At 68.8% G+C, this 22653-nt stretch carries 19 protein-coding genes and 7 pseudogenes; 15 read left to right on the forward strand and 11 right to left on the reverse strand.

The genetic code is table 11. From position 1 onward, the window contains the following. Positions 1 to 26 precede the first annotated feature (26 nt). Positions 27 to 208 (forward strand): annotated as a pseudogene (locus MDN94_RS32550) (IS5/IS1182 family transposase); the annotation flags it as partial. Between the two features lie 56 nt (positions 209 to 264). Here MDN94_RS32550 and MDN94_RS32555 read toward each other — a convergent pair. Next, the gene (locus MDN94_RS32555) at positions 265 to 687 is read right to left on the reverse strand and encodes a hypothetical protein (protein WP_482729433.1); all 423 of its coding nucleotides are present in this window, start codon (positions 685 to 687) and stop codon (positions 265 to 267) included. Between the two features lie 100 nt (positions 688 to 787). Between MDN94_RS32555 and MDN94_RS32560 the strand changes: the two are divergent. The 5 genes and pseudogenes from MDN94_RS32560 to MDN94_RS32580 all read left to right on the forward strand — a co-directional run. Continuing rightward, positions 788 to 1166: pseudogene (locus tag MDN94_RS32560) on the forward strand (transposase family protein); the annotation flags it as partial. Positions 1167 to 1235: 69 nt separating this feature from the next. Continuing rightward, positions 1236 to 1481, forward strand: a complete 246-nt coding sequence (locus tag MDN94_RS32565; protein ID WP_482729434.1) for a DUF2283 domain-containing protein — start codon at positions 1236 to 1238, stop codon at positions 1479 to 1481. A gap of 409 nt (positions 1482 to 1890) precedes the next feature. Beyond that, entirely contained in the window at positions 1891 to 2199 is a 309-nt protein-coding gene (locus tag MDN94_RS32570) for a TipAS antibiotic-recognition domain-containing protein (protein ID WP_482729435.1), read from the forward strand. Between the two features lie 746 nt (positions 2200 to 2945). Then, entirely contained in the window at positions 2946 to 3425 is a 480-nt protein-coding gene (locus tag MDN94_RS32575; protein ID WP_482729836.1) for a diadenosine tetraphosphate hydrolase, read from the forward strand. Positions 3426 to 3727: 302 nt separating this feature from the next. After that, complete coding sequence (locus MDN94_RS32580) at positions 3728 to 4006, forward strand: hypothetical protein (protein ID WP_482729436.1); 279 nt, start codon at positions 3728 to 3730, stop codon at positions 4004 to 4006. A gap of 182 nt (positions 4007 to 4188) precedes the next feature. On the opposite strand, the gene MDN94_RS32585 is transcribed toward MDN94_RS32580, so the two are convergent. From MDN94_RS32585 to MDN94_RS32605, 5 genes are all read right to left on the reverse strand, one after another. After that, positions 4189 to 5427 carry an IS256 family transposase gene (locus MDN94_RS32585; protein WP_482725288.1) on the reverse strand — a complete coding sequence of 413 codons (1239 nt, stop codon included), beginning with the start codon at positions 5425 to 5427 and terminating at the stop codon, positions 4189 to 4191. 1060 nt (positions 5428 to 6487) lie between these two features. Then, positions 6488 to 10396, reverse strand: a complete 3909-nt coding sequence (locus MDN94_RS32590) for a hypothetical protein (RefSeq protein WP_482729437.1) — start codon at positions 10394 to 10396, stop codon at positions 6488 to 6490. Beyond that, the gene (locus MDN94_RS32595; protein WP_482729438.1) at positions 10393 to 11409 is read right to left on the reverse strand and encodes a hypothetical protein; all 1017 of its coding nucleotides are present in this window, start codon (positions 11407 to 11409) and stop codon (positions 10393 to 10395) included. The genes MDN94_RS32590 and MDN94_RS32595 overlap by 4 nt, the downstream gene beginning before the upstream one ends. 53 nt (positions 11410 to 11462) lie before the next feature. Further along, positions 11463 to 12266, reverse strand: a complete 804-nt coding sequence (locus MDN94_RS32600) for a hypothetical protein (protein WP_482729439.1) — start codon at positions 12264 to 12266, stop codon at positions 11463 to 11465. 312 nt (positions 12267 to 12578) lie between these two features. Next, positions 12579 to 13487: a hypothetical protein gene (locus tag MDN94_RS32605; protein ID WP_482729440.1), complete on the reverse strand. Its 909-nt coding sequence runs from the start codon at positions 13485 to 13487 to the stop codon at positions 12579 to 12581. Between the two features lie 245 nt (positions 13488 to 13732). Here MDN94_RS32605 and MDN94_RS32610 point away from each other — a divergent pair. Beyond that, a pseudogene (locus tag MDN94_RS32610) lies at positions 13733 to 13945 on the forward strand (barstar family protein); the annotation flags it as partial. 106 nt (positions 13946 to 14051) lie between these two features. Here MDN94_RS32610 and MDN94_RS32615 read toward each other — a convergent pair. Further along, complete coding sequence (locus MDN94_RS32615) at positions 14052 to 14312, reverse strand: DUF5958 family protein (RefSeq protein ID WP_482729837.1); 261 nt, start codon at positions 14310 to 14312, stop codon at positions 14052 to 14054. Here MDN94_RS32615 and MDN94_RS32620 point away from each other — a divergent pair. Beyond that, a complete protein-coding gene (locus MDN94_RS32620) occupies positions 14230 to 14457 on the forward strand; it encodes a beta-ketoacyl synthase N-terminal-like domain-containing protein (protein WP_482729861.1) in 228 nt (75 codons plus the stop codon). The two genes, MDN94_RS32615 and MDN94_RS32620, sit on opposite strands and share 83 nt — an antisense overlap. On the opposite strand, the pseudogene MDN94_RS32625 reads toward MDN94_RS32620, so the two are convergent. Further along, a pseudogene (locus tag MDN94_RS32625) lies at positions 14417 to 15573 on the reverse strand (IS701 family transposase). The gene MDN94_RS32620 and the pseudogene MDN94_RS32625 sit on opposite strands and share 41 nt — an antisense overlap. Before the next feature lie 138 nt (positions 15574 to 15711). On the opposite strand from MDN94_RS32625, the gene MDN94_RS32630 reads away from it, so the two are divergent. Beyond that, entirely contained in the window at positions 15712 to 16440 is a 729-nt protein-coding gene (locus MDN94_RS32630) for a hypothetical protein (protein WP_482729441.1), read from the forward strand. 840 nt (positions 16441 to 17280) lie between these two features. Continuing rightward, the gene (locus tag MDN94_RS32635) at positions 17281 to 18240 is read left to right on the forward strand and encodes an MFS transporter (RefSeq protein ID WP_482729442.1); all 960 of its coding nucleotides are present in this window, start codon (positions 17281 to 17283) and stop codon (positions 18238 to 18240) included. Here MDN94_RS32635 and MDN94_RS32640 read toward each other — a convergent pair. Continuing rightward, positions 18194 to 18547 carry a hypothetical protein gene (locus tag MDN94_RS32640; RefSeq protein ID WP_482729443.1) on the reverse strand — a complete coding sequence of 118 codons (354 nt, stop codon included), beginning with the start codon at positions 18545 to 18547 and terminating at the stop codon, positions 18194 to 18196. The two genes, MDN94_RS32635 and MDN94_RS32640, sit on opposite strands and share 47 nt — an antisense overlap. Before the next feature lie 9 nt (positions 18548 to 18556). Between MDN94_RS32640 and MDN94_RS32645 the strand changes: the two are divergent. Further along, positions 18557 to 18733 (forward strand): annotated as a pseudogene (locus MDN94_RS32645) (methyltransferase); the annotation flags it as partial. 114 nt (positions 18734 to 18847) lie between these two features. On the opposite strand, the pseudogene MDN94_RS32650 reads toward MDN94_RS32645, so the two are convergent. After that, a pseudogene (locus MDN94_RS32650) lies at positions 18848 to 19407 on the reverse strand (transposase); the annotation flags it as partial. A gap of 175 nt (positions 19408 to 19582) precedes the next feature. Between MDN94_RS32650 and MDN94_RS32655 the strand changes: the two are divergent. The 3 genes from MDN94_RS32655 to MDN94_RS32665 all read left to right on the forward strand — a co-directional run bounded on the left by MDN94_RS32655 (position 19583) and on the right by MDN94_RS32665 (position 21688). Then, a complete protein-coding gene (locus MDN94_RS32655; protein ID WP_482729444.1) occupies positions 19583 to 20419 on the forward strand; it encodes a helix-turn-helix domain-containing protein in 837 nt (278 codons plus the stop codon). A gap of 82 nt (positions 20420 to 20501) precedes the next feature. Then, the gene (locus MDN94_RS32660) at positions 20502 to 20972 is read left to right on the forward strand and encodes a cupin domain-containing protein (protein WP_482729445.1); all 471 of its coding nucleotides are present in this window, start codon (positions 20502 to 20504) and stop codon (positions 20970 to 20972) included. Then, positions 20969 to 21688 carry an SGNH/GDSL hydrolase family protein gene (locus MDN94_RS32665; protein WP_482729446.1) on the forward strand — a complete coding sequence of 240 codons (720 nt, stop codon included), beginning with the start codon at positions 20969 to 20971 and terminating at the stop codon, positions 21686 to 21688. The genes MDN94_RS32660 and MDN94_RS32665 overlap by 4 nt, the downstream gene beginning before the upstream one ends. 31 nt (positions 21689 to 21719) lie before the next feature. Here the strand turns inward: MDN94_RS32665 and MDN94_RS32670 are convergent, their stop codons facing one another. Then, positions 21720 to 22163, reverse strand: a complete 444-nt coding sequence (locus tag MDN94_RS32670; protein ID WP_482729447.1) for a hypothetical protein — start codon at positions 22161 to 22163, stop codon at positions 21720 to 21722. 15 nt (positions 22164 to 22178) lie between these two features. Between MDN94_RS32670 and MDN94_RS32675 the strand changes: the two are divergent. Then, positions 22179 to 22385: pseudogene (locus tag MDN94_RS32675) on the forward strand (transposase); the annotation flags it as partial. Positions 22386 to 22653: the final 268 nt, after the last annotated feature.

Here is a 22653-nt window from a genome sequence, read left to right on the forward strand (position 1 = left end):
GCGATGGACACCGCCTCGCAGGAAGTCCACCTGCAAGTGGAGCCCGACCCGCGAGGTCGGCGCTGGTCGGCGGACGGCACGTGGGAAAGCGCCGCAACGAGGTCGAGCGCACGATCAATGCACTCAAGAACTTCAGGACTGTGGCGACGCGCTGCGACAACGGGTCTACGTCTTCCACAGCACCGTCACTGTCGCAGCGATCCGACTGTGCTCTGTTCCTGATCGCTCAGGTCGACGCCGGGTTCGACGGCCCCCATCACTCCATCAGTCCAAGAACGACACGAGCGCGACTCCCAGCAGCAGTGTGGCGAGTCCGCCGCCGGTGACCCACTTCGCGATCCAGCCCTCCGAGGACGAATCGATCTCTTCCCGCGTGCCGGTCTTCGCCCGCGACGGCCTCTTGCTGTCGTAGACCACCGGGACCACGGTCCCTACCGGGTCGGGCTCCTTGAGCATCAGTTCGTAGAACTGCCCACCGCGCTCTCCCTCCGGGACCGAAACGCGGTAGTGGACCCGGTACTTGCCACCCATCCAGTCCTGGTTGTACGAGACCGCCTCCCCCTGGACACCCCGGCGCTCCAGCGCCCGCAAGCGCCAGAACGCGAGGACGTTCCCGGTGGTCACGAGGGCGGCGAAGCCCCCGACGATGGCGAGGCAGACGCCCACCACATAAAAGAACTGCTCCACAGCCGCCCCTCCCGATATCACGGCATCCAAGGAGGCTACTGCGCCACATGATCCGTCGGACAGGCCTGGCCTGACGAGATGAATTCCATGCACAGCGACCGTCCAGGTCATCGCCGACGCGTTCGGACACCTGCTCTGGGCCTCATCTGCCCTGCCAGGTGCCGTCCACGACATCAAGGCCGCCCGCACCCACGGCATCATCGAAGCGCTCACCCAAGCCGGCATCCGGATGTGGGCAGACAAGGGATATCAGGGAGCCAGGGGGACGATCCGGGTGCCCTACCGCGACCGCTGGAGCACGCTCCCAGTCGGGAAGCGGGCGGTGAACTCCTCCCACGCCAGAATCTTGAGCCGTCGGAGAACAGGCCAACGCCACCCTGAAGAGTTGGCGCCTCCTGCGCAAACTCCGTTGCAGCACCACCCGCATCACCGACATCGTCAAGGCCGTCCTGGCCTTGCACCTCGCCACGGCAGCCTGATGTCGCCGCAGCCGGAGGCATGGACAAGGACAGCGCCACCATCAACGACAGCAAGGGAGACCGCTCACCGTGACAGACGTCAGAGTCACTTACGACAAGACCGTGAACGCAGCGTACGTATACCTCACCGAACCGCAGGCCCGCGTGACGTCCGCGCACATGTATCCCTGCGATCCAGTGGACGTCGACGGCGTGATCAACCTCGACTTCGACGAGCAGGGCCGCCTCATCGGCATCGAGGTGTTGGCGGCCAGTTCGAAACTGCCGGAGTACCTGCTCCAGTCCGCGGAGGGACTTGACACTGAAGGTGCATGACCAGCCGAGCACCACGCTCGCGGCGAGCAGGTTGGAAAATGCTCACTGACACACCATCCCCGGCCATCACCTCACCCCGAAATGCCGTAGCGCTTTACGTACTTCTACCGACGCCACCAAGCCGGCGACGCCACCGTCACACCCACAGTCGCATGACCATCACCGCGGCTATCCTCACCCTGGAGCGGCGACACTGAAAGAGCTCAATAAATCATTGCTCGGCCCATGGGTGGTGTGTCACTGTTCAGCCTGAACCAGCAGCGGATCACTGCTGATGCTCGGTCGCCTCCAGCATCCACTGCCACAATCGATGGGAAAAGCATGATACTTGGCGCCATGGATAAGCGGTACGCAGACGAATGTCGGCAGTCATTGGCCACGGAGCAAGGACGGAGCCTCTCCGAAACAAATGACTGGGAGCATGTGGACAAAAAATCAGGTCCATCAGGACTGGGACATTCTCTACAAAGAAGTCGCATCCTGCTTGGACGGCTCCCTGCCAGGAGATGAGCACATTCAGGATTTCATTCGAAGGCATTTCGCGATAGCCTGCCGCTTCTACACCCCTAGCCGTAAGGCGTACATCGGCATGGCGCTACTGTATTCAGAGAACGACTCCATGAGGGACTATCATAATTCTTATCACCCGCGCATGGTCGAATTTCTGGGCGAGGCGATGAAGGTTTATGCCGAGCGAGGCGACGGTTTTCCCTCGTAGGGTCTGGGGTCGCTGATGCCGTCCAGCTGGTTCCTCATGTTCTTCATCGGTAGTTGACCTGTTTCGGTCCGTTCATGGGCGGTGACACAAGGTCAGCGCGCACCCACCGCGCCTGCGATGAGACGATCGGCGTGCGGCCGCTCGGACCGAGTCGTCGGGCATCGTCCGGTTGTCCGGGCGTTGAGCCTTTGCCAACCTGGCTGATGAGCAGGTTGGCGAGCTCCCTTGGTCAGGGTGCGGGCCACTCAACAAAGTCCTGCACCCGCGGATCAGGCTCGCCGCCTCGGGATCGAGGCCCGCAAGCCAGCGGCGCTGCTGCTCACGCCAGTGCACGAAAGGAGCAGTCGCACCCCAGAGGGAAGCGTCACCAAGAGGGCAACCGTCGAACTCGGCTCGCATCATCCTGACCAGGAAGTCGACCATGCGGTGATGTTGGCCTCGACGCTTGCGCCACCTTCGGAGATCGCGAGCAGTTACAGCGACACAGGTGACAGTGCCGATAGGGCGGTGCCCATCGAGGCTCAACATGGATTCAGGATCATGGTTGGGTGCGGAATCTTCGCTCTGCGTTCCACCAGGCGGGAACTGGGCATTCCTGAGTCTGAAGATTGGCGTGGACGGGTAGATCGGGATCTTTGAAGAAGACGGCCAAGCCGCTCCTCGCCCCACTTGCTTCGTCCTTGAACTGTGTGAGGACGATGGGGAGCGAAGAGCAGTCCCTGATCACCGAAATGCAGGTTCTGGCCATGACTGGTGACTGGCGGATGGACCGGATCGGGACTGCGCTGCGGGGCGAGAACCCGACCGTGCTTCGACGGTTGACGTCGGGGTTCGCGGTGATCGGGGATGTTCAGTTCCTGCCGGGTTACTCGGTTCTGCTCGTGGACGAACCGGATGTGCAACGTCTGTCGGACCTGCCGAAGGCAAAGCGGCTGTCGTTCCTGTCCGACATGGACCAGCTCGGTGAAGCGGTCGAGCGTGCCTGCCGGCGGCTGGACCCGGCTTTCCGACGGGTCAACCTGGAGATCCTGGGGAACACGGACCCGTTCCTGCACGCTCATGTCTGGCCGCGGTTCGACTGGGAGCCGGCCGATCTGGTGGGCAAGCCTGTGTGGCTCTATCCGCACGAACGGTGGAGTGACGAACAGTTCAGGCTCGGTCCGCAGCATGACGTACTGCGGGATGCGATCGGCAGCGAACTGGACCATCTGCGCTCGGTGGCCTGACCGTTGCGGGCCCGCCGGCCGTCAGGTCAGCGGGCCCGAGTGATCGGTGAGGGTCAGCCGAAGCTCACTGGAGGCGTCTGAGCGGGACGATGTCGGTGACGCGGTTGGCGATCGTGGGCGGGCGGCTTCGTGGGGGGGCGAGCAGGTGTAGACACCTCACGTTGCTATGCCGTCAAGCTACTGGCGTCGAGGCCTCGAACAACGGCGACCTCGCGGATAGCCTTGCCGCATGACCGAATCGGCCTCTGTCCAGCGCTCTTTGCCGACGTGGGACCAAGTGGTCGCGCTGCGGGACTTCGTCCATGGACGGACAGACGCTGCCGGTCCCCACGATCCGGCTCAACGGAGAGCCGCCCCACGCCCCTGGGTCCGCTCTGGCACGCGTGGCGGAGGTTAACGGGACCCTGTACGACGTCACGTCCCACCTGTGCAGTCGGCTGTATGCCGAGCTGGAGAATGGCGCCCCTGGCCCCATCGCCGATGCATCGTGGGACGCCCTACTCACGATCACCGCAGCCTGGCGCGACGACCCCGAGCTGCCGGCCTGGGTGACCGAACTGCTGCCGGTCAAGCCGCGCTGACGACGAACTCAGGCAGTCGTGGGAGCGCGGACTGTTCGTCGAAGAGCTCGCGCTTCACGAGCGCATGCGGGCCACGCAGCGACCTAATCCCAGGCCTCGGCCGCATCGCGGTCGGGCCACCACCTCAGGTCACGTCCGCTGGAGTGGTGTATCGACGGCCACTCGGTGATCTCGTTTTGAGGCTATGCGGTGAGTTCGGTGGGCAGGACGGTGTCGTCGGATTCTGACTCGATCGGGTGGAGGCGGGCCTTGGCCAACAGCTCGCGGCCCATGTAGCGGCGAGCCTCGGTCCACTCGTCGTTCTGCTCGGCCAGGACCGCGCCGACGAGCCGGAGGACGGCGGTGCGGTCAGGGAAGATGCCGACCACGTCGGTGCGGCGGCGGATCTCCTTGTTCAGCCGCTCCTGCGGATTGTTCGACCAGATCTGCCGCCAGATCTCACGCGGGAAGGCGGTGAAGGCCAGCAGGTCGTGCTGGGCGGTGTCCAAGTGGGCTGCGGCCTTGGGGAACTTGGCCTCCAGCGCGTCTAGGACATGCCGCATCTGGGCCTTCACGGCGTCGGTGTCGGGCTGTTCGAAGACGGTCCGCAGCAGGGTCGCCACCCAGGGCTGGGCCGACTTGGGGACCTGGCTCAGCAGGTTTCTGGCGTAGTGGGTCCGGCACCGCTGCCACGACGAGCCGGGCAGGACGGCGCCAACGGCGTCGACGAGGCCGGCGTGCGCGTCGGAGATGACGAGCTGGACGCCGGTCAGGCCGCGGGCGATGAGCGAGCGCAGGAAAGCGAGCCAGCCGGCACCGTCCTCCGCCGTGGCGACGTCGATGCCGAGGATCTCGCGGTGCCCGTCCGCATTGACGCCGACGGCGATCAGCGCGTGGACGTTGATGATGCGGCCGCCTTCCCGGACCTTCTGGGTCAGTGCGTCGACCCAGACGAAGGCATACGGCCCGGCGTCCAGCGGCCGGTTGCGGAACGCGGCGACCTGCTCGTCCAGGTGCTTGGCCATCGCGGAGACCTGGGACTTCGACAGCTGGGTGACGCCCAGGGACTCGGCGAGCTTCTCGACCCGCCGAGTGGAGACCCCGAGCAGGTAGGCGGTGGCGACCACCGAGATGAGGGCCTGCTCGGCCCGACGACGACGTTCCAGGAGCCAGTGCGGGAAGTAACTGCCCTGCCGCAGCTTGGGGATGGCCAGTTCGACGGTGCCGGCCCTGGTGTCCCACTCACGCGGGCGATAGCCGTTGCGGTGGTTGACGCGTTCGTCGCTGACCTGCCCGTATTCGGCGTTGCAGAGGGCGTCGGCCTCGGCGGACATGAGCGCGTCGGCGAACGTCTTGATCATCGCGCGCAGCAGATCGGGACTCGCCGCGGCGAGGTTGTCCTCGGCGAGGGCGTGCAGGGGCAGACTGTCGGGTGCGGTCATCGTGCTGATCTCCTTCGAGCTTCGACATCTCGAAGATCAGCCGGTGGCCGTTCATCTATGCGGGCACCATCCCGATGCCGGAGCAAACCCCCGGATCAGGTCGAACCCGTACACCACTTCCCAGGACGCAACCCCACCTCACGAGCCGTTCGTGGCACCAGCGCACCCCACGGGCCTCGGTCTATACGGGAGCTCGCAAGGCTCGGGCGTATCAGGAAGTCACCGTGCGGCGGGCTCGCACTACGCACACCAACGAGTGGTCAAGGTCGTAGGTGTTGACTGCGGCGGCGGGCACGAAGGCGCTGAACGCCGTCGTTCTACAAATAGACGTTGATCGCCTGGGTCTCGCAAGGCATCCGCCCGGCGCCCGCGTGACCGCCACCGCCTGAGCACCACGACCGCGCACCGATCTGCGTTGAGGCCTCCACGGCCCGGCTGTACCTGGATGTCAGGGTCTGGTACTCGAACGCTCCGAGAAGCCCCTGCTCCTGCGGATCGCTCATAACTACGACGGATTAGGATCTCGCGGCTCGTGTCGGAGGACGCCTCGGCTGACCTGGTGCTCTCCGGCCAGTCTCATCACGTGTCGGGGTTGATCAGTCTCACAACGGTGGCGGATCCCCCGGGCTGGGCTCGTCACTCGCCCTCGTCGTCGAAGTCGTAGGGCGGGATGGTCCATCGCATCACCATCTCTCCCGCCTCGTCGGCTTCAAGTGTGACCGGATAGACCTGGCCGGCGTCGCGCTCACCGCGGTGATCGAGTGGTCGCCTTGGTCCCAGTCGATCCCGAGCACGTGACAGCCGCCGACCTCGATCGCACCGACGTGGAGCGGATGGTGCCACCCGGCCCGCCGGAAGCGGTGAAAGTCGGTGTGCTCGTCGATCGAGACCATGAGGCCTTTGCCGTGGAGGCGGTCGCGCCAGGCGGTGACAGCTCCGACGCCCTTCACGACTTCGTCCAGTACGGCGGCGCTATCGGTCGAAGTGTGCGGTCCCCACAACGGCCGCAGCCGGCCGACAGGGCGGCCGCCCGAGCTGCGGCCCCGGGACCAAGCGCCGCTCACTCGGGCTGCGGCGGCAGGCCGGGGCCGATCCAGATGCCATCTGGGGGCCGGCCCAGCAGGTGCTCGGCCCCGTAGGGGTAGTACTTGAAGGCAGATGGCCGGTACGTGGCGTGCTCGCCCTTCCTCGGGGGAGGCAGGACGGGGGCGTCGCGTAGCGTCTCGAAGTCCTGGCGTACGGAGGTGGGGAGCGTGTCGTCGGCGAGGTGGTGTGACGCGAGGCGTCGGACCAGCAGTCGGGCGAGCCGTCCGCTGTCGGTAGCGTGGTCGAAGAGCAGGGTGAGGCGGTGGGTGGTGCGGGTGGTCTCCATACCCTCTTGCTGGGTTTCGATCACCACCTCGCAGTCGTTGAGGAAGCTCTGTTTGGGGCGGAACCCGATGGAACTCACCCACGGGTAGCGGACGTGTCCGGCGACCCTGCGGGCTTGGGCGTCCGGCTTGTCGGCCACCAGGACCAGGCGGGCGTCAGTGACGTACAGGTGCAGACCGAAGATCCGCCATTCGGTGCTCCTGGTGGAGCGGAAGGCGGCGAGGTCCAGGTCCTCCCGGGTCCACACGGCGCCTCGAACGGGTAAGGGACCGACCACCTCGCCGTCGAACGGTGTGAATCTGACCTGTCCGTCGGGTCCGAAGCGCGGGTGCCGGATGTCATCGCGACTGTCCGTCCCGTCCGGAGCGTGCCTCTTCATCATGATGAACGGCTCGTGCGGGGTGCGTCTGCCGGGCACAGGGCGAACCGGCGTTTCAGTGGGGGTGGTTGGCGCCGTCCGGTCCGGCACCTGACGTGGTGCTGCGCCCGGCGTGTCGGCCGGCCGGGCCGCAGTGAACGCCGTGGTTGCAGGCAGCGTCTTTCCTTCCGACTCGCCGAGTCCCACGTACGCGTACGCGAGGAACGCGAGGGGCAGGGAGCCGTGGCCGTTGCGCCAGCGGTGCAGCTCCGCGCGTTGGACGGCGCGCAGCGCCGCCGCCGGGCGGACGCGGTGACGGAGGGCGTCGACGAGGGCGAGGTCGATACGCCGTGCCGGCTCGCTGTCCAGGAGCTCGAACAGGGTGCAGTACACGTGCCGGGCTCCACCGTGGACCGCGGCAGCCCCCACGCCCAGCCATTCCGGTACGTCCAGCAGTACGGGCGCGTGGGCGCCGTCCGGCTGCCCGTACAGGCCGAGGCTCGCGCAGGCCGCGAGCAGTACCCGGTGGGGCATCCGGTAGAGGGGCACGCCGTGCGGGTCGGTCCGGTACAGGTCGTGCATGCCCCACAGGCCGTCGCTGAACCTGAAGCCGGACGAACCGGGGTCAGCCGGCGTCGGGACATTGACGTGCCCCGCGAGGCACAGCACGGTCTCCACCATGCCCTCGCGGGCCAGCAGGTCGGCCAGGGCGGTCCGGGTCAGGGGGCCGGTGACCACCTCGCTGTTCTCGGGGACGGTACGGAGTGCGTGGCGCAGCCGCTGCCGGGGATGCTGCGGGGACCGGTCCGGGCCGAGGACCGCCAGGGCCGGCGCCGGGCTGTCGGTGGAGCCAGGAGGTGGAGGGGGCGCGTCCCGTAGGGTGCGCCGCCGGGCCTGCGACAGCAGGGCGACCGACGGGAGGTAGGACACCTCGGCCACGTCCAGGACCGTCTGCTGCGGGGTGAGCGTCAACGCGCAGACGGGCACGAGGGCGAGGGCTCCGGTGGGAGCCACCACCAGCGGTACGGGTGACGGTGCCGCGAGCAGGGCCTGCCGCAACACGGTGGGGACCATTGCCGCGCCGAGCGCGTCGAATATCTGCGCCCACACCTGCCCCGCGGTCAGCGACTCCAACGCCACCGGATCGTCGGCGCCCGCCAGAGTCAGGGCGGTGCCCGGAAGCCGCCTCGCGGGCGTGTCAACACCCGCCAGCCGCACGGGCAAGTGCATGACCAGGTCCTGGTAGGCAGGTGCGAATGCGCGGTGTGGACGCCGTTCGGTGTACCAGCGCCCCTCAGGGCTGCGTACCGCGTGGTAGAGCCACTCGCCCACGCGGGCGTAGCTCCAGTACCAGCCGCCTGGGTGCATGACCGAAAGTTCGCCGTCGAGGTCGACCGACTTGTCTGCCAGCCCGCCGACGAAGGATGCCTGCCCAACCGTGAGCGTGCGGTCGGTCAGCAGCGGATCGGTGGTGACGCGTTGATCCGCCTTGCTGTCGTGGGGCCCGGGCGGCGGCAGGCCGGTACTGGAGACCAGTGCGTCGAGCACCGCACGCAGGTGGCCGCCCGGGGCGTCGGATGCCACCGGGACGGACTGCGCGCGGACGGTCTCCAGCAGTTCGCCGACGAGTGCGGGATCGGATGCGGCCAGGTCCAGCGCGAGGGCGTACGTGCGGGCGTGAGAGGCGACCCAGTGGGCCCGCCACGCGGCGGTCGGCAATTGGTAGCGGACGCGCTGGACGGCGCCCAGGCTCTCAAGCGCGTTTCCCAACGCCTCCTCGCGTTGGCCGACGGCTCGCTGGATCTGGGCGAGAACGGCGTAGGCGTGGGCTTCGAGCAGGGGCATTCGCGAATTGCTCAGATGGCGCAGTACGTCGTCCATGAGGCCGGCGGCGTGCATGTAGCGCTCGCGGCGCCGGGCGGGGTCGACGAGGTCGGCCTCCGGGTACCGGACCGGGTGCTCGAGGACGTCCAGGTACAGGGTGACCAGGAGCAGCGTCTGTGCCGCGTGGTCCGCGACGGAGGCGCCGAGGTCGACCGTTCCCTCCTTCCGTTCGTGCTCGGACAGCAACTGCTCGACCACACCAATGGTGTTGCCCGCCTCGTGCATCATGCGCAGCAGGAGCATCTCGGTGCGCGCGAGTACGGCCAGATTGCCCCTGCGTACCGCTGCGTGGCGGGTCCGGCACAGCAGCCGCAGGCCCTCGAGGCACCGGTCGGTGTCGGTCAGGTCCGTGGTCAACGCCTCGCCCATGCGCAGCTCGGCCTGGGCGGCCCAGTAGCGGGCCGCCGGCACACCGGCCAGCAGGTCGGCCGCCTCCCGCCAGCGGGCCTCGGCGGCGGCTGGCTGGCCCGCGGCGAGCAGGACGTCCCCGGCATGCAGCGCGCACCAGCCGCGGATCCGGGACGGGGCGTTCGTCGCGAGCGCGCGCGCCTGTTCGGAGAGCACCATGGCCGCCTGGAACTCGAGACGGCCCGCCGCGGCCAGGGCGCGACACTGCAAGAGGACCGGCCGCAGCCCTCGCGGCACGCCTGTGTCGGCATCGGTGAAACACAAGGTCCGGGCCCGGTCGTCGTGCGTCGCCTTGTCCACGGCAAGCACTGCACGGGCTGCCGCGGGGTCCCAGAGCGCGCGGAGCAGGAAGCCCCGACCGAGGAACCGTACGGGGCTGTGGGCGGGCGCGGACGCCAGCATGCCCGTACGCGCCAAGGACACCATCAGCCAGACGATCTCGGCCGCCGCGATACCGGGCAGGGCGAGGTAGAGCACGTCGGGGGCGGTCCGGGTGGTCCATATCAGGATGGGTACGACCAGGACGAGTGCCCGGGTCGGGCGCCAGCCGGTGACGGCCCAGACCATGGCGGGGACGGCGATCGCCGCCCACCCCGGGGTGCCCGTCCACAGGCACACAGCGAGCGCCAGGGCCACCACGAGCGCGCGCGGGCCGAGGACCCGCCACAACAGGACGCGGTCGAGCACGGCGATCAGGTCGCATTCGTACAGCCCGATGCGGCGCCTCCCCGAGCGGCCGGGCCGGGATACGTACCACGACAGGACGGCGCGGGGCAGGAGAACGAGCCGCCGCCAGAGGGAGACGCCGGTCCAGAACAGGCACGCCAGGGGGATGACGTACTCGGTGACCGCCTCGTCCTGGTCGAGGCGGTTGCGCCGGGCGAGCCAGTCCTGCAGTGGCGCATGCTCGACGCGCGGCACGAAGGGGTCGAAGACCGACATGGTCACTCGGGCGAGAGCCTTCCCGTCACACGGAGCACCTGGTAGTACTTGGCGGCCCGGCGGTCCGCACGCCGGTCCGCCCTGATGTCCTTCTCGGTCAGTGCCGCGTCGCCGGTGTCACCACTGACCTGGAGCAGGGCGAGCCGGCCGTCGAGCAGTTCGAGCACCCGTGTGGACAGGGCGAGTACGGCCAGCCACCAGGGGACGGCGAAGAACACCGAGGCCGTGCCGCAGACGAGGTCCACGGCCAGGCGCGCCCCGGGGGACAGGTGCTGCCTGCGCGCCATCAGGCTGCCCAGCCACAGCCACGACCACGGGGTGACGTAGTTGGCTGACCAGAGCATCGCGAGCACCGTGGCCAGCACCAGCAACTGGCACCAGAGCAGGACCCACATGTGCAGCCGGATCAGATGGGCCTGCACCCGTGAGCTCACGTGGGCCGCGCCCGTCATCTGGGACCGCAGCGTGATGCTCCGCACAGTGTGTTGGTAGGGCCGCCCCGCCCTGGCCTTGAACGCGTACGGCGCGGGCCGGTTCGGACGGTGCGGGGAGAGGATCGGCCCCCGTTCGGAGGACTGACGGTCACTGGGGCAGACGCGGTGGCGTTCCGCCATGGCACCGCGTACGACGGCCCGTTCCGTCAGGCCGGTCGTGTGGGCGAACTGCCTCACCTGCTCGTCCTGCATGCGAGCTTCCAGACAGATCAGCAGCAGGTGGGCCGTATCGGCGGAGGCGTCGCCCGTCCGAGTCGTCCAGAACGCCAGTCTCTCGAGCGCGGCGGTCGCGACGGGGGAGAAGGCAACCGCCGCATCCCGGTAAGCCCCGTCGGACTCCACCCGGGCGACCGCGGTGCGGAGCTCCTCGGAGAGGAAGTGGTGCGCGGCGGTGTTGTGCATCACCAGCCGTGCCCGGGACGATGGATCACCCGCGCACATCGCCGCCAGCAGTAGATCCATCAGCTGCACCGGGGCCTCCTGGACGGTGGCCAGCGCCCGCGCGACGTCGACGCAAGCGTGCAAGGCGGCCGTCCGGGGGACGGAAGGCTGCCCCGCACGGGCCGACTGAGACGCGCTCACCGATCGCTACGGACGTCGTGCACGTCGAACCGCTGCGAGGAGACCACGTCGGACCAGGTCAGGCGGGTGAGGTCCAGCTCCCACTCGGACGGATCGTCCGCCGCGGCGCGGCCTTCCACCACATCGGCCTCGCCCTGCGACACGTCGTCCTCGTCCTCGTCGGAACGGAACACCAACTCCGGCTGTCCCACCAGCCGCCGGCGCAGCTGCGCGGCCTGGAACAGCGGAGTGGCCCCATCCGGCGCGAGGACGCTGGCCGCGATCCCGGACCTGGACGTGACGGTGTACCGTCCCAGCGCACCGGCGACCGCGAGCGGGCCACCCATGACACCCGCGCTCACCCGCAGGTCGATCCGGGCTCCCTGCTGCTCCGAGACCAGGATGGCTGTGGGCCCGGTACGGACGACCTCGGTCACGACGACGTACTCGCGGCGCCAGGTCCCACTGCGGTACTGATCCCGCAGCGCCGCCTGCAGCGCCAGCATGTTGCCCATGGACTCCTGCACGCAGTCGGACGCCTGGAAAAACGTCGCGCCGCCCTCGTCGAACGTGATGGACAGGCGGGTCGCAAGGCCGGCGGGCGCGACCTCCAGACGGTTGTCGGCCGCCACCGCGACACAGTCCGCGGACGAGTAGTCGAGATCGACGATCTTGCTCTCGGCGCCCCTCGTGAACGCGATGCCCATCGCGTCGAGCGTGCTGACCTTTCTGAACCCGTGCTCCGAGAGGAGACCGACGTCCCCGAGCGCCAGCCGGGTGGAGGGGAGCCAACAGGCCAGGTAGCCGTACCTGGTATGCATTTCGCATGTGTACCGCTCAGGAATGGAGCTCACGACCCGCCTCTCGTGCCGAACACCCCGTTAGCCAAGGGAGTTGGTCCGTCCCTGAGCACGCTACGCGAAGCCGCTACGCCCTGTCCGTCGATCCGGCGTCCCGGCGTCTCGAAGCCGCGGCCGATGCCCGTGCCGCTACCGCTGGAAGCCATTGACGGGTATTCACGGCTCACTCGGTGCCGTCGGTTTCGTCGGCGAGGATGCGGTGGAGCGGTCTCGGGGACCGTTAGCGCGCCAGTCTGATGCGTGCCGTCTCTGCGGCATGGGACGCGGCTTCGATCAGCCCGAGTTCGCCGGCGAGCGTTCCCACAAAGGCATCGACCGCCTCGATCGCGCGGCCCTCCATGGTGTCGGGCTCTGCGAAGTAGCCGCGAACTCTCCGGCGCCGATGGTCGCCATGGCGGGCCGACGGGCCTGGTAGTCGGCCCACATCGGTCTGTAGACGGCGCGCACTCGGTCGAGCTCGGTTTCGTCGATCTCCTCCGGCCGCCGGCGGCGGATCGTTTGCCGGCGGGCCTTCCACATAGCGATGTGGTGCTGGACGAAGACCGGCCCGAACGGGCCGGGAAGGGCTCGTTCGATCCTCGGCATACCCGGCTGGAATGGCCAGGGCGAGTACAACTCCGTGAGGACCGCAGTCAGTCTGTCGATGTCGATCCGCCCGGTCCGCTCGCCCTCCTCAAGGACGAGCTGGGCAGCGCGCCGTTGCTTGAGGCTGGCTGACGGGTGGGCAAGTTGCTCGACGATGGCGCGGACGTTCTGACTTCGCCGGACGGCGGTCGTCTGGCCCGTGGCGCGCGCATGGGTACGCCAGGCTCGGCGCGCCTGCGGGGTGAGCACGATCGTGTCGTCGATAAGCCACAGGTACAGCACGACGCGGATCAGGGAGCGTTGCGGGATGCGCCCAAGCGGGGAGCGCTCTCGAGCCCCGAGAAGTCTGGTGAACAACTCGCGTTGCTCGGGCGGGAACACCCGCGGATCACTGCCGTGCGCGCTGGTCTTGCGCGGCTCGGGGTTGTCCGGCATGCCGTCCTCGACCCAGGAGGTCACCATCCGGGGACTGGCTTTCACGCCCAGCGCGAGCCCGTCGGCGACCAGATCGGCCGAAGTTCCCTCGACCCACGTGGTGGCCCGATTCCCGTTCATGGCGCCGAACTTACATCGAGATTCGAGCCCCGGAAGCTGCATTCAACGCACGTCAGCCATAGGGCTTGGGGCCAGCAGAAACTGCGCCCCCCACCGTATCCCTGCCAGGAACACGCGGTGCGGGGGCAGCCGACTCATCCCCTGAACGGAGACCGTCATGTCCCACCGTACGCACCGCCCCGCCCCGAAGCGGCGACGCGCCCGCCACCGTCTTGTCGAGGGCCTTGGGCAAGCAGCGCTCTACGCCGCTTCCGCCACATTGGCCGGGGCTGGTCCGCCAGCTCCTGGGCGGCTACTTCGGCGGCTGCTTGGACGCCCTCGTGGACTGTCCGCGCGGCAACTTCGGCTATACCGCTCCCGCGACCTTGGTCTGGCGGGACGCTGCGACTGCACGCGAGCACCTGTCCCGCGTCCTGGCGCCGGAGGGTGAGCAATATGGCCTAGTCGCCCTCGTGATCGAAGTTCTGACCGAGGGCGGAATGCACGTGACCCTCACGTGAACTGGCCGAGCCGCCGCGGTAGTGACTTCAATGCTGCTGCCGGTCCGTTGGGCTACGTACGCGCCTGATACGGGATCCCAGCTGGGCGCTGATGCCGACGGAGGGATCAGTCAGCGGCGGACAGCCTGTGCCACCAGTGACTGCAAGCGTTCGAGCAGTAGCGCTCGCGGCGTCGTCCGTCGGCGATTGCGAGGACCGCGACCAGCAGCCGGAAGGCCTTCCGGCGTTCGTCGCGGGGAGTCAGAGAGGCGATCTTCCCCAGTTGATCGTCTATCCGACCACGCGTGATCAGCACCGCCGGCGTGTGCGACCGCGCGTCCCGGCTCGCCCTGCGCGCTGCCGAGTCCGCCCTCCACGACGCGGGCATGACCGACGCCCACGCGACGTTCACTGGTGCAGCTGACTCGACCGCCGTCGTGGTCAGCACCAACCTGGGCAACGTGGACAGCGTCTGCGAAGCCACCGACCCCATCACCGGATCCATGCCTTGGGGTCGAGCCGCCGCAGGGTGAAGAAGGCCTGGGCGGCGGTGACGAGGGTGACATGGTGATGCCAGCCGCGCCAGGTCCGGCCCTCGAAGTGGTCCAGGCCGAGGCCGTGCTTGAGTTCGTGGTAGTCGTGTTCGATGCGCCATCGCATCTTCGCCCAGCGCACCAGGTCGGTAATCGGGGTGGTGGCGGGCAGGTCAGTCATCCAGTAGCCGGTCGGTTCGCCCACGTCCTCGGGCTGTTCGACCAGCAGGGTCCGCAGCGGAAGAACACCGTCCCAGCGGTTGCGTCCTCCGGCGTGGTCCTGGGCTGTGCGGCAGGCTTCCTGGCCTGAGGGTCGCACCTCGACCACGGCGAAACACGAGGTCATCAGCCCCTTGCTGCCCTGCCGCCAGACCACTTCCTCGAAGGCGGTGTCCGCGGTGATGAACGTGGTCAGTGCCTGGGCCGGCTCGCGATATCGAGGCAACGTGGGCGGCCCCAGCCCGCCATAGGCGGGCCGATACGGCTCGGCCGTAGCCGGCCGGGCGACCTCCTGCGGATCCACCGCCATCACGTAGGACCAGCCACGTTCCTCAAGCGCGAGCCGGAAGGAGACACTGCGGCCATAGCCGGCATCCGCCACAAGCACCGGCACCTCAAAGCCCTGTTCGGCCAGGCGGTCCAGCAGCCTCAGGACCAGAAGAGGCTTGGAGACATACCCGACCTCGTCGGGGATACCAGCCCGCTGCCGCCGCCGATCATCCGCGGCCCATTCGTCGGGGAGAAACAACCCCACTCCAGCGGACAGGACGCGCTGTCCGTGGCCGCGTGCACGCTGACCGCGACCTGGCAGTTCGCCCGTTTGCCCAAGGCCCCGCAGTACTGCCGGGCCACTCCCGCCGAAGCGGTGCCGCACTTGGGAAACGACACATCGTCGATGACCCACACCTGAGGCCGGATCGCCTCAAACAACCGCTCGGCGATTCGCCGCCGCACCGGCAGCGGATCCCACAGCGATTGGTTCACGAACTGCTGCGACGCCTGCATGTTGCCGTCCGGCAGCCGCTCAGCCATCGGCTGGATCGACTTCCGCCTCCCGTCCAGTATCAGGCCCCGCAGATAACACCCGCCCCACCGGCGCTGATCCCGCCGTGGCAGCGACCCGAAAACGTCGGCAACGAACTCCGCTAAGTCACCCCGGAGCCGTTCCACCTCCCCCAGTCTCATAGCCAGAAGATGCCCATCACCAGGCAAGATCACCCGACGTAACGAAGCACTACTAGTTAGGCTGACCGGATGACAGCTGATCGCACAGCAGCCAAGTACCGCCGCACCCTCGCCCTGGCCGGCGCGGCCGGGATCGCCCTTGCCGGGAGCGCCTGTTCCTCGTCCGGGAGTTCCGGCGGGGCCGCCTCGGGCGGTGAGAGGCTGTCCTACGACCGGGTCGCCTCGACGGCGAAGCAGCTGACGAGTACGTCGGCCTGCCCGTTCGGCCTAGACCCGGCGGCGGCGCTGAAGGCGGCCGGTGCCGAACGGACCGTCACCCCGGCGGCGTCCGGCGGCGACCCCGCGGCTCAGGGGACCGTCGACCCGGGCCGGCCGGCTGAGGCCTGGCCCAGCGGGCAGCCCACGCCGCCGTTTGGGCTCCCCTCCAACCCCGCCGTCCCGCCGCACACGTCCGTCGTCTGCAACTTCACGGCTTCGGAAGCCCCGGTGGAGATCGACCTCGTGGCCGCGTCCGAGGGCGGGGTGGCGGTGAACCTGGCGCTGCCGCAGATCGCCCGCCTCGGCAACCTCGGCGCCGACGAGGTGATGGCGTTCTCCAAGGACAGGCCCGGGATCGGCCAGACCAGGGTCACCCCGGGCCGGGGCACGGTCGCCGTCGCACGGGTGGCGGTGGCGGGCAAGGGCGACTTGGCGCTCGTGGTCTCCCAGGGATGGCCCGTCACCAAGGCGGACCCGGCCCTGGCCGGCGAGTCGCTCAGGAAGGTCGCCGAGGCACTCGCGTCCCAGCTGCGGCCGTAGGCGGCGCTGGCAGGCGACCCGCCGCGCACTGCTCGCCGCCCGACCGGAGCGAGCCGGTGCGGTACCCGGGAGGGCCGAACCGGAGGTCGCCAGGGCCCGCGGCCGGGGCCGCCTCGGAGCCCCGGGTGGCTCCGAGGCGGCCCGAACCACCGAGCCGGCCGGTGGCTGTGCGCGCACCTGCTGAGCTGGTCACTCTGGCGCCCCAGACGCCAGGCAGTCGCCCACCACTGCCACTACCAGCGCAGACTCCATTCGATGGAGGGGCGATCGGGCAAGACCACCCCTGACCCACCATCAGCCAACTACACTCCGGACGACGCCTCTGACCAGGCCAGATAGCGAAACGCTGCTGGAGTACTCGGGCTTCCAGGCACTCCTGGAGGCACCCGGCACCCGCACCTTCGCCACCTTCGACAACCGTCTCACCTGGGACAACCCCACGCCAATGTTCGACAACCGCCGCGGCTCGCCTGTCAGCGGTTTCAGGGCGCCACGGTGAGGTGGGCGGGCCTCCTTCTGACCTCACGGCCTCAACGACCGAGCATCGGCGTTTCGGCCAACCGTCTCCGAGCCGCGTGACCTTGCGCGGCAAGGGTCCGTGCACCGCACACCTTCGGAAACTCGCTGAATCACAGGGTGCACAACCCGTCCGAGAGGAACAGGTGCTCGAAATCGTGCGGCGTCGTTGAACACGTCGACGCCACCACCACGTCCGCGGAGGGGGAACACATTGACGCTGGTCGAACCAGGCAGCGACAAGACTGGAAGCGGCCCGAAGGCCGGAGACACGGACAACATCTCGGACGCCGGGAGCACCTTCCGCAGCCGGTCTGCTGGGCCGTGGGAGTCCTGTCCGTGCCCGTGCTCTACGCGGTCGCCCTGCTGCTGGGGGCACTGACCGTGCTGCACCAGGCCGCGTCGATCGCCATCGTGCCCGAGATCGTCGACCGCGCCCACATACATCCGGCGAACGCGCGGATCGCCGGCGCCTTCTGCCTGGCGGACACGGCCGGTACCTACGGCGGCACCCTCGTCGTCGGGCTCGTCGGTGCAGTCCACGCCCTGTGGCTGGACTCCCTCTCGTACCTGTTCAGCGCCTGGTGCGCCTCCCGGATCCGGCCCGGCGCGGCGCGCCGGGCGGCTGACCGGCCCGTGCGCATGGGCTCCGCGATCCGCGAGGGGGTCCGCCACGTGATGCGCGATCCGATACAGCGTCCCCTGGTGCTCTCGCTCGCCGGTCTCGCGTTCGCCGACGGGATCGTGACGACGTTCTTCGCGTCCACGCTGCTGACCCGGCTCGACTCGGGCAGCACCGGACTCGACCTCGTCATGGGCGTCACCGCCGCCGGTGGCCTCGCGGGAGCAATGGTCGCCACCCGTCTTTTGGAGCGGTTCGGGCCGGCGCGCGTGCTGCTGAGCAGGCTCCTCGCCTACACCGTGTGCGGGGTGCCTCTTCTTGTCGCCCGGCCGGTTCCGGTGTGGCTCGGCGTGATCGCTGCCGCCTGCGCTCTGAGGACGGCGGCCGCGGTCGCGGCGGGCACGACCCAGCGGTCTCTACGCCAGCAACTGTGCCCTTCCGAGCTGCAGTCCCGCGCGCAGCAGACCTCCGTCTGGCTGGTCACCGGCCTGCGCCCGGCCGCCCTGACGCCCGGCGCCATCGCCGCCGGCTCCTCCGTACATGCCGCGCTGATCGTCGGGACCCTGCTCTACCTCGTGCCGGCAGCACTGCTGTGGGCTTCGCCTGTCCGCCGCCTCACCACCATGCCGACTTCCGCGAAGGACTCCGCTCATGCCTCTTGACCTCCGCGAAGCGACGAGCCGTCGGCGCGCCGGCATGGTCGACCGGCTCACTACCGACGGCGTCCTGACCGACAAGCTGCTGCGCGGCGCGCTGCTTCGCCTGCCGCGCGAGGTCCTGCTCCCGCACGCGTACGTCCGGGTCAGCGGCCCGGGTGCGGACCCGATCGACTGGCGCCTCCTCGACGGCTCCCACCCCGACGACCAGGAGGAGTGGCTCGACTTGATTCACAGCGACGAGTCGATCCTGCTCCAGCGCGACGGTGAACCCCTCGACGCACTCCCCCGCGGCCCGGTGCCCGGCGGACACATGACGTCCATGTCCACCTACACCCCCGCCACCGTCGAAGCCCTTCAAGCCGTGGAACTCAGCCCCGGCCACAGGTATCTGGAGCTGGGCCCCGGCCCCGGCGTCTCGCTGGCGCTCGCCGCCACCATCACCGGCCCCGGACTCGCCACCGGCGTGGAGCGGGACGGACACATGACGGTCTTCGCCCAGCGGAACCTGGACCGCCTCGGCAGGGCCATCTCCTCGCGCTTGCTCGTGGAAGTCGGCGGGTGCCAGGATGAGTCAGCGGGCCGTAGCGTTCGGCCATTCCTGAACGGGCACCGCCGGGGTCAGCCAGTCCGGGGCCGCGCAGGCCAGTGCCTCCAGCGCGGCCCGCAGTGTCTCCCCGGCCAACTCCAGCCTGTTCAGGTCGCGTACTGCCGCCAGCACGCGGGTGGAGTCGGTGCGCTGCTTGCCTCCGGCCTTCACCAGTCCCCGGTCCTTGAGGGCGGTCAGCAGCAGGTCGAGCACCTTCTCCTCCATCCCGTGCTCACCAACCGTGTGCGGAACTCGGACAGCACCGATGCGTCGAACCCGGGGTCATCCAGCTCCAGGCCGAGCGCGTATTTCAGGTCCATGCCGTACCGCACCCGATGCGCTGCCGCCCGGTCGGTGAGGTTCTCGGCGAACTGCAACACCGTCACCAGCGCCAGCTGGCCCGGCGACCAGCCCGGCCGCCCTCTGGATCCGAACGCCTCGGCGAACTCGGCGTCTGCAAACAACTCACCCAGCTCGTCACGGACCCGCATCGCCAACGGATACGGGCCCCGTGCCGCCACCGCCCGCGCCACCTGCGCGGTCAGCTCAGGCACCTTCGGCCACGGCCTCGGCCGCATCGACATTCCACACCCCACCCGCGACCGGAACGCCAAGACGGCCGCTGCTGCCCCGACCAACGAGCCGCCACACCCGCCGGGCACGGAATAAGCCAGCAGGATCGTCACCGGCCGCAAACGGCGATGATCAGCCCTTTGGATGGTGATCTTCCTGGGCTGGGCGGCTCGTACACTGACGAAAATGGAGGACCACACGGCCACCGGGATCGGTGCACGTCCGGCGCCCGTCTTGCGGCAGTACGTCGACTCGTATGTCGGCTTCGACCTCCGCGGGCTCCCGACGGGGGTGCACTGCGGCCCGCCGAGCCGCGCGCTCACTGCGGTGATCAGCCTGTCAGATCCTTTGGAGGTGGCGGCGGGCGTCGACGACGGGTCACCGGTCACCCGATTCGGCAGCGTGGCCGGCGGTCTGATGTGCCGGTCCGTCGCGATTCACCACGACGGACGCCAGCAAGGTGTTCAGGTATCGCTGACACCGCTCGGGGCCCGGGCCATCTACGGCATGCCCGCCGCCGAGCTCGCCCACCGACTGGTCCCACTTGACGAGCTTCTCGGAGCGGTTGCCGTCGAGCTGGTCGACCGGCTCCGATCGGCGACAACATGGGCGGCGCGGTTCACCGCGCTGGACGAATTGCTTCTCCGAGCTGTCAGCCGTGGTGCCTGCGGCGACCATGTGCGCTGGATGCGCCCCGAGGTGGCCGAGGCATGGCGCCGCCTCGTCGCCGCGCGGGGTTGCGTCCAGGTTGGTGCGGTCGCCGCGGAACTCGGCTGGAGCCGTCGGTATCTCACCGAGCGGTTTCGCGGTGAGGTGGGCCTGTCGCCGAAGACCTTTGCCCGAGTCTTGCGCTTCGAGCACGCGCACGAACTGGCAGCGGCGCAGGACCCGCTCCCGTGGGGCGATGTGGCAATCGTCTCTGGCTACGCCGACCAGGCCCATCTCGTTCGGGACTGGCGCGAGTTCACGGGCCGATCGCCGACGGCCTGGCGTCGCAGCGAAGTCCTCCTGGGAGCCGGGTAGCCGCCAACCGTCTGCCCTTCGAGTCGGCTTCTCTTCCCTTTTCTTCAAGACCGCCCGATCGCTGTCGTGGACGATCGTCGGCATGAGACTCGTCAACCACGAACGCAATGCCATGGACCTGCGGACCACCCCCGTGCACCTTGGACTGGGATCGAGAGCGAAACCCGTCGAGGGCTTCACCTGGGACCCGGAGGTGCTCCAGGCCTACAGCGCCGCGGTCGCAGCAGACGGCGCCGAGGGCCGGATGGTGATGATCTTCGACGGCGACCGGCTCGGCGACCATTGGGAGAGCCACCCTGCAGGCGACGAACTGGTCGTTTGCCTCAGCGGGTCCGTGACGGTCACCCGCAACGTGGACGGGGTAGCCGACCAAGTTCTGCTCGGGCCGGGCGAGGCCACCATCAACGCGGCCGGGGTATGGCACGTGGTCGACATGGAGGGGCCGACGTCCATCCTGGCCATCACTGCGACCCTCGGCACCGACCACCGTCCTCGGACCGACACCCGCCCGACCGAACGCGTCGGCACGTCCAGCCCGGAGGAAGCGCCGTGACGACACGCATCGCGTGCCTCGGCGACAGCCTCACCCGCGCGCAGTTCAGCGTCGACTACCTGGATCTTCTCGGACGACGCCACCCTCCCGGTGACGTGCAGCTTGCCCGTTTCGGCGCCAACGGCGACTTCGCCTACAACCTCTTGCAGCGCCTCGATGCTGTCGTCACGAACCCACCCGATGTGATCACCGTGTTGATCGGGACCAACGACGCCCGAGCGAGCCTTGCCGGCTACCCCGTCGAGCAGGCCATGAAGCGCAAACAGCTCCCCGATCGCCCGTCGGCCGGCTGGTTCCAACAGTGCCTGGGAGCCGTCGTCGCACGGCTGCGAGCGGAGACCGACGCGACGATCGGTCTGCTGTCGCTACCGGTACTCGGCCAACAACTCGACGGAGCAGCGGCACAGGCATCGCAGGCGTACAGCCGGATGATCGCCGAGGTCGCAGCCACCAACGAGGTGGCCTACCTGCCGCTCCACGAACGCCAGATCGAGGAACTGCGCCAAGCGGACCCGCCGCCGATTTCATACCGGGAGGTGACGCCCGCAGCGGTCGTCGGCGTCCTCGTCCAGCACGCAGTGCTGCGCCGCAGCCTCGACACGATCTCGCGGCGGCGAGGTCTCGTGCTCACGACCGACCACATCCACCAGAACAGCCGCGGCGCCACCCTTATCGCTGACGTCATCGACGCCGGTCTGCTGACCCAGAGCGTGTAGCTGGTTCCGGCGCCGGCCAGTCGGATGCCATCTACCGCGCGGAGGTGGCATCCGATCCGGACGGTGTGGGCGGGTTCGGCGAACAGCACGGACGCCTCCTTGCGCTGGCGAGCCCCGGTGGCCCGCCGTGCCCGGCCCGGGGTGGCCGCACCGTGGAGCGCCGGGGGCCAAGCGGGGCAAGGCGGCAGGGGGACGCGGCGGCGCGAGGCGGGCATGGGACGGCCCTGGCCGCTGCGAGGACGGGCCGGGGCCGGGGTGAGGCGGTGTGCTGGTCGATGTTCTCCCGGGCCAGCATCATGGCCGTGGTGTTCGAGCCGGTCCCGCCGTAGGTCGTCACACCGCCGACGTCCCACACCGTCTTCACCTCGCTCACGGCCGGGTTGACGTAGCCGATCAGGTCGCGGAGCCAGCGGATGACGGCGATCTCGGTGAACATCACGGAGGGCGCGGCGAAGGACTGTCGCGGATTCCCCACACATAGCCAAATGAGATCGGCGTCCGCATCGCACGCAAAGGCATCGAGTCCAGCCAGCGATTGGGGCGCCGAAGGTGGGTCATCGAGCGCACCATGTCCTGGCTGACCGGCTACCGCAGACTCAACCACCGCTACGAACGAAACCCCCGCAACTGCCTGGCCTTTCTCGGCCTCGCCGCAGCCTTGTGCTGCTACAAACAACTCCTCCGCCTCACCACGTAGGACACGGTCTTGGTGCGCGAGGAAGGTGGTCCTGCATGTGCTTCATCACGGCGACAAGTCCAAGCTGCCAGAGCCGGTGACCAGCGATTTTTGTGAGGGCGTGCGCCCTGTAGCGACCGAAGGCGCATCCGCTGGCTGCTCGTCCGGCGCGGGGATGTCCCCGGCGGAAGAACCGGCAGGTCCACCTCCAGCACTGTGGCGAGGGCAGGTGATCCGAAACCGCTGCCGCGGGAACGGGGTTTGTGGCGGATCGTGAGCCATCGCCGCA

It is taken from the genome of Streptomyces sp. WAC00040 (genome assembly GCF_056835925.1).

Coding starts and splice junctions, on each gene's coding strand:
- MDN94_RS32570 (WP_482729435.1), top strand. CDS start 1,891: ATGACTGGGAGCATGTGGACAAAAAATCAGGTCCATCAGGACTGGGAC.
- MDN94_RS32575 (WP_482729836.1), top strand. CDS start 2,946: ATGACTGGTGACTGGCGGATGGACCGGATCGGGACTGCGCTGCGGGGC.
- MDN94_RS32585 (WP_482725288.1), bottom strand. CDS start 5,427: ATGACCGCACCCGACAGTCTGCCCCTGCACGCCCTCGCCGAGGACAAC.
- MDN94_RS32655 (WP_482729444.1), top strand. CDS start 19,583: ATGGAGGACCACACGGCCACCGGGATCGGTGCACGTCCGGCGCCCGTC.
- MDN94_RS32660 (WP_482729445.1), top strand. CDS start 20,502: ATGAGACTCGTCAACCACGAACGCAATGCCATGGACCTGCGGACCACC.
- MDN94_RS32600 (WP_482729439.1), bottom strand. CDS start 12,266: ATGCATACCAGGTACGGCTACCTGGCCTGTTGGCTCCCCTCCACCCGG.
- MDN94_RS32580 (WP_482729436.1), top strand. CDS start 3,728: ATGGACGGACAGACGCTGCCGGTCCCCACGATCCGGCTCAACGGAGAG.
- MDN94_RS32630 (WP_482729441.1), top strand. CDS start 15,712: ATGACAGCTGATCGCACAGCAGCCAAGTACCGCCGCACCCTCGCCCTG.
- MDN94_RS32615 (WP_482729837.1), bottom strand. CDS start 14,312: ATGCCCGCGTCGTGGAGGGCGGACTCGGCAGCGCGCAGGGCGAGCCGG.
- MDN94_RS32605 (WP_482729440.1), bottom strand. CDS start 13,487: ATGCAGCTTCCGGGGCTCGAATCTCGATGTAAGTTCGGCGCCATGAAC.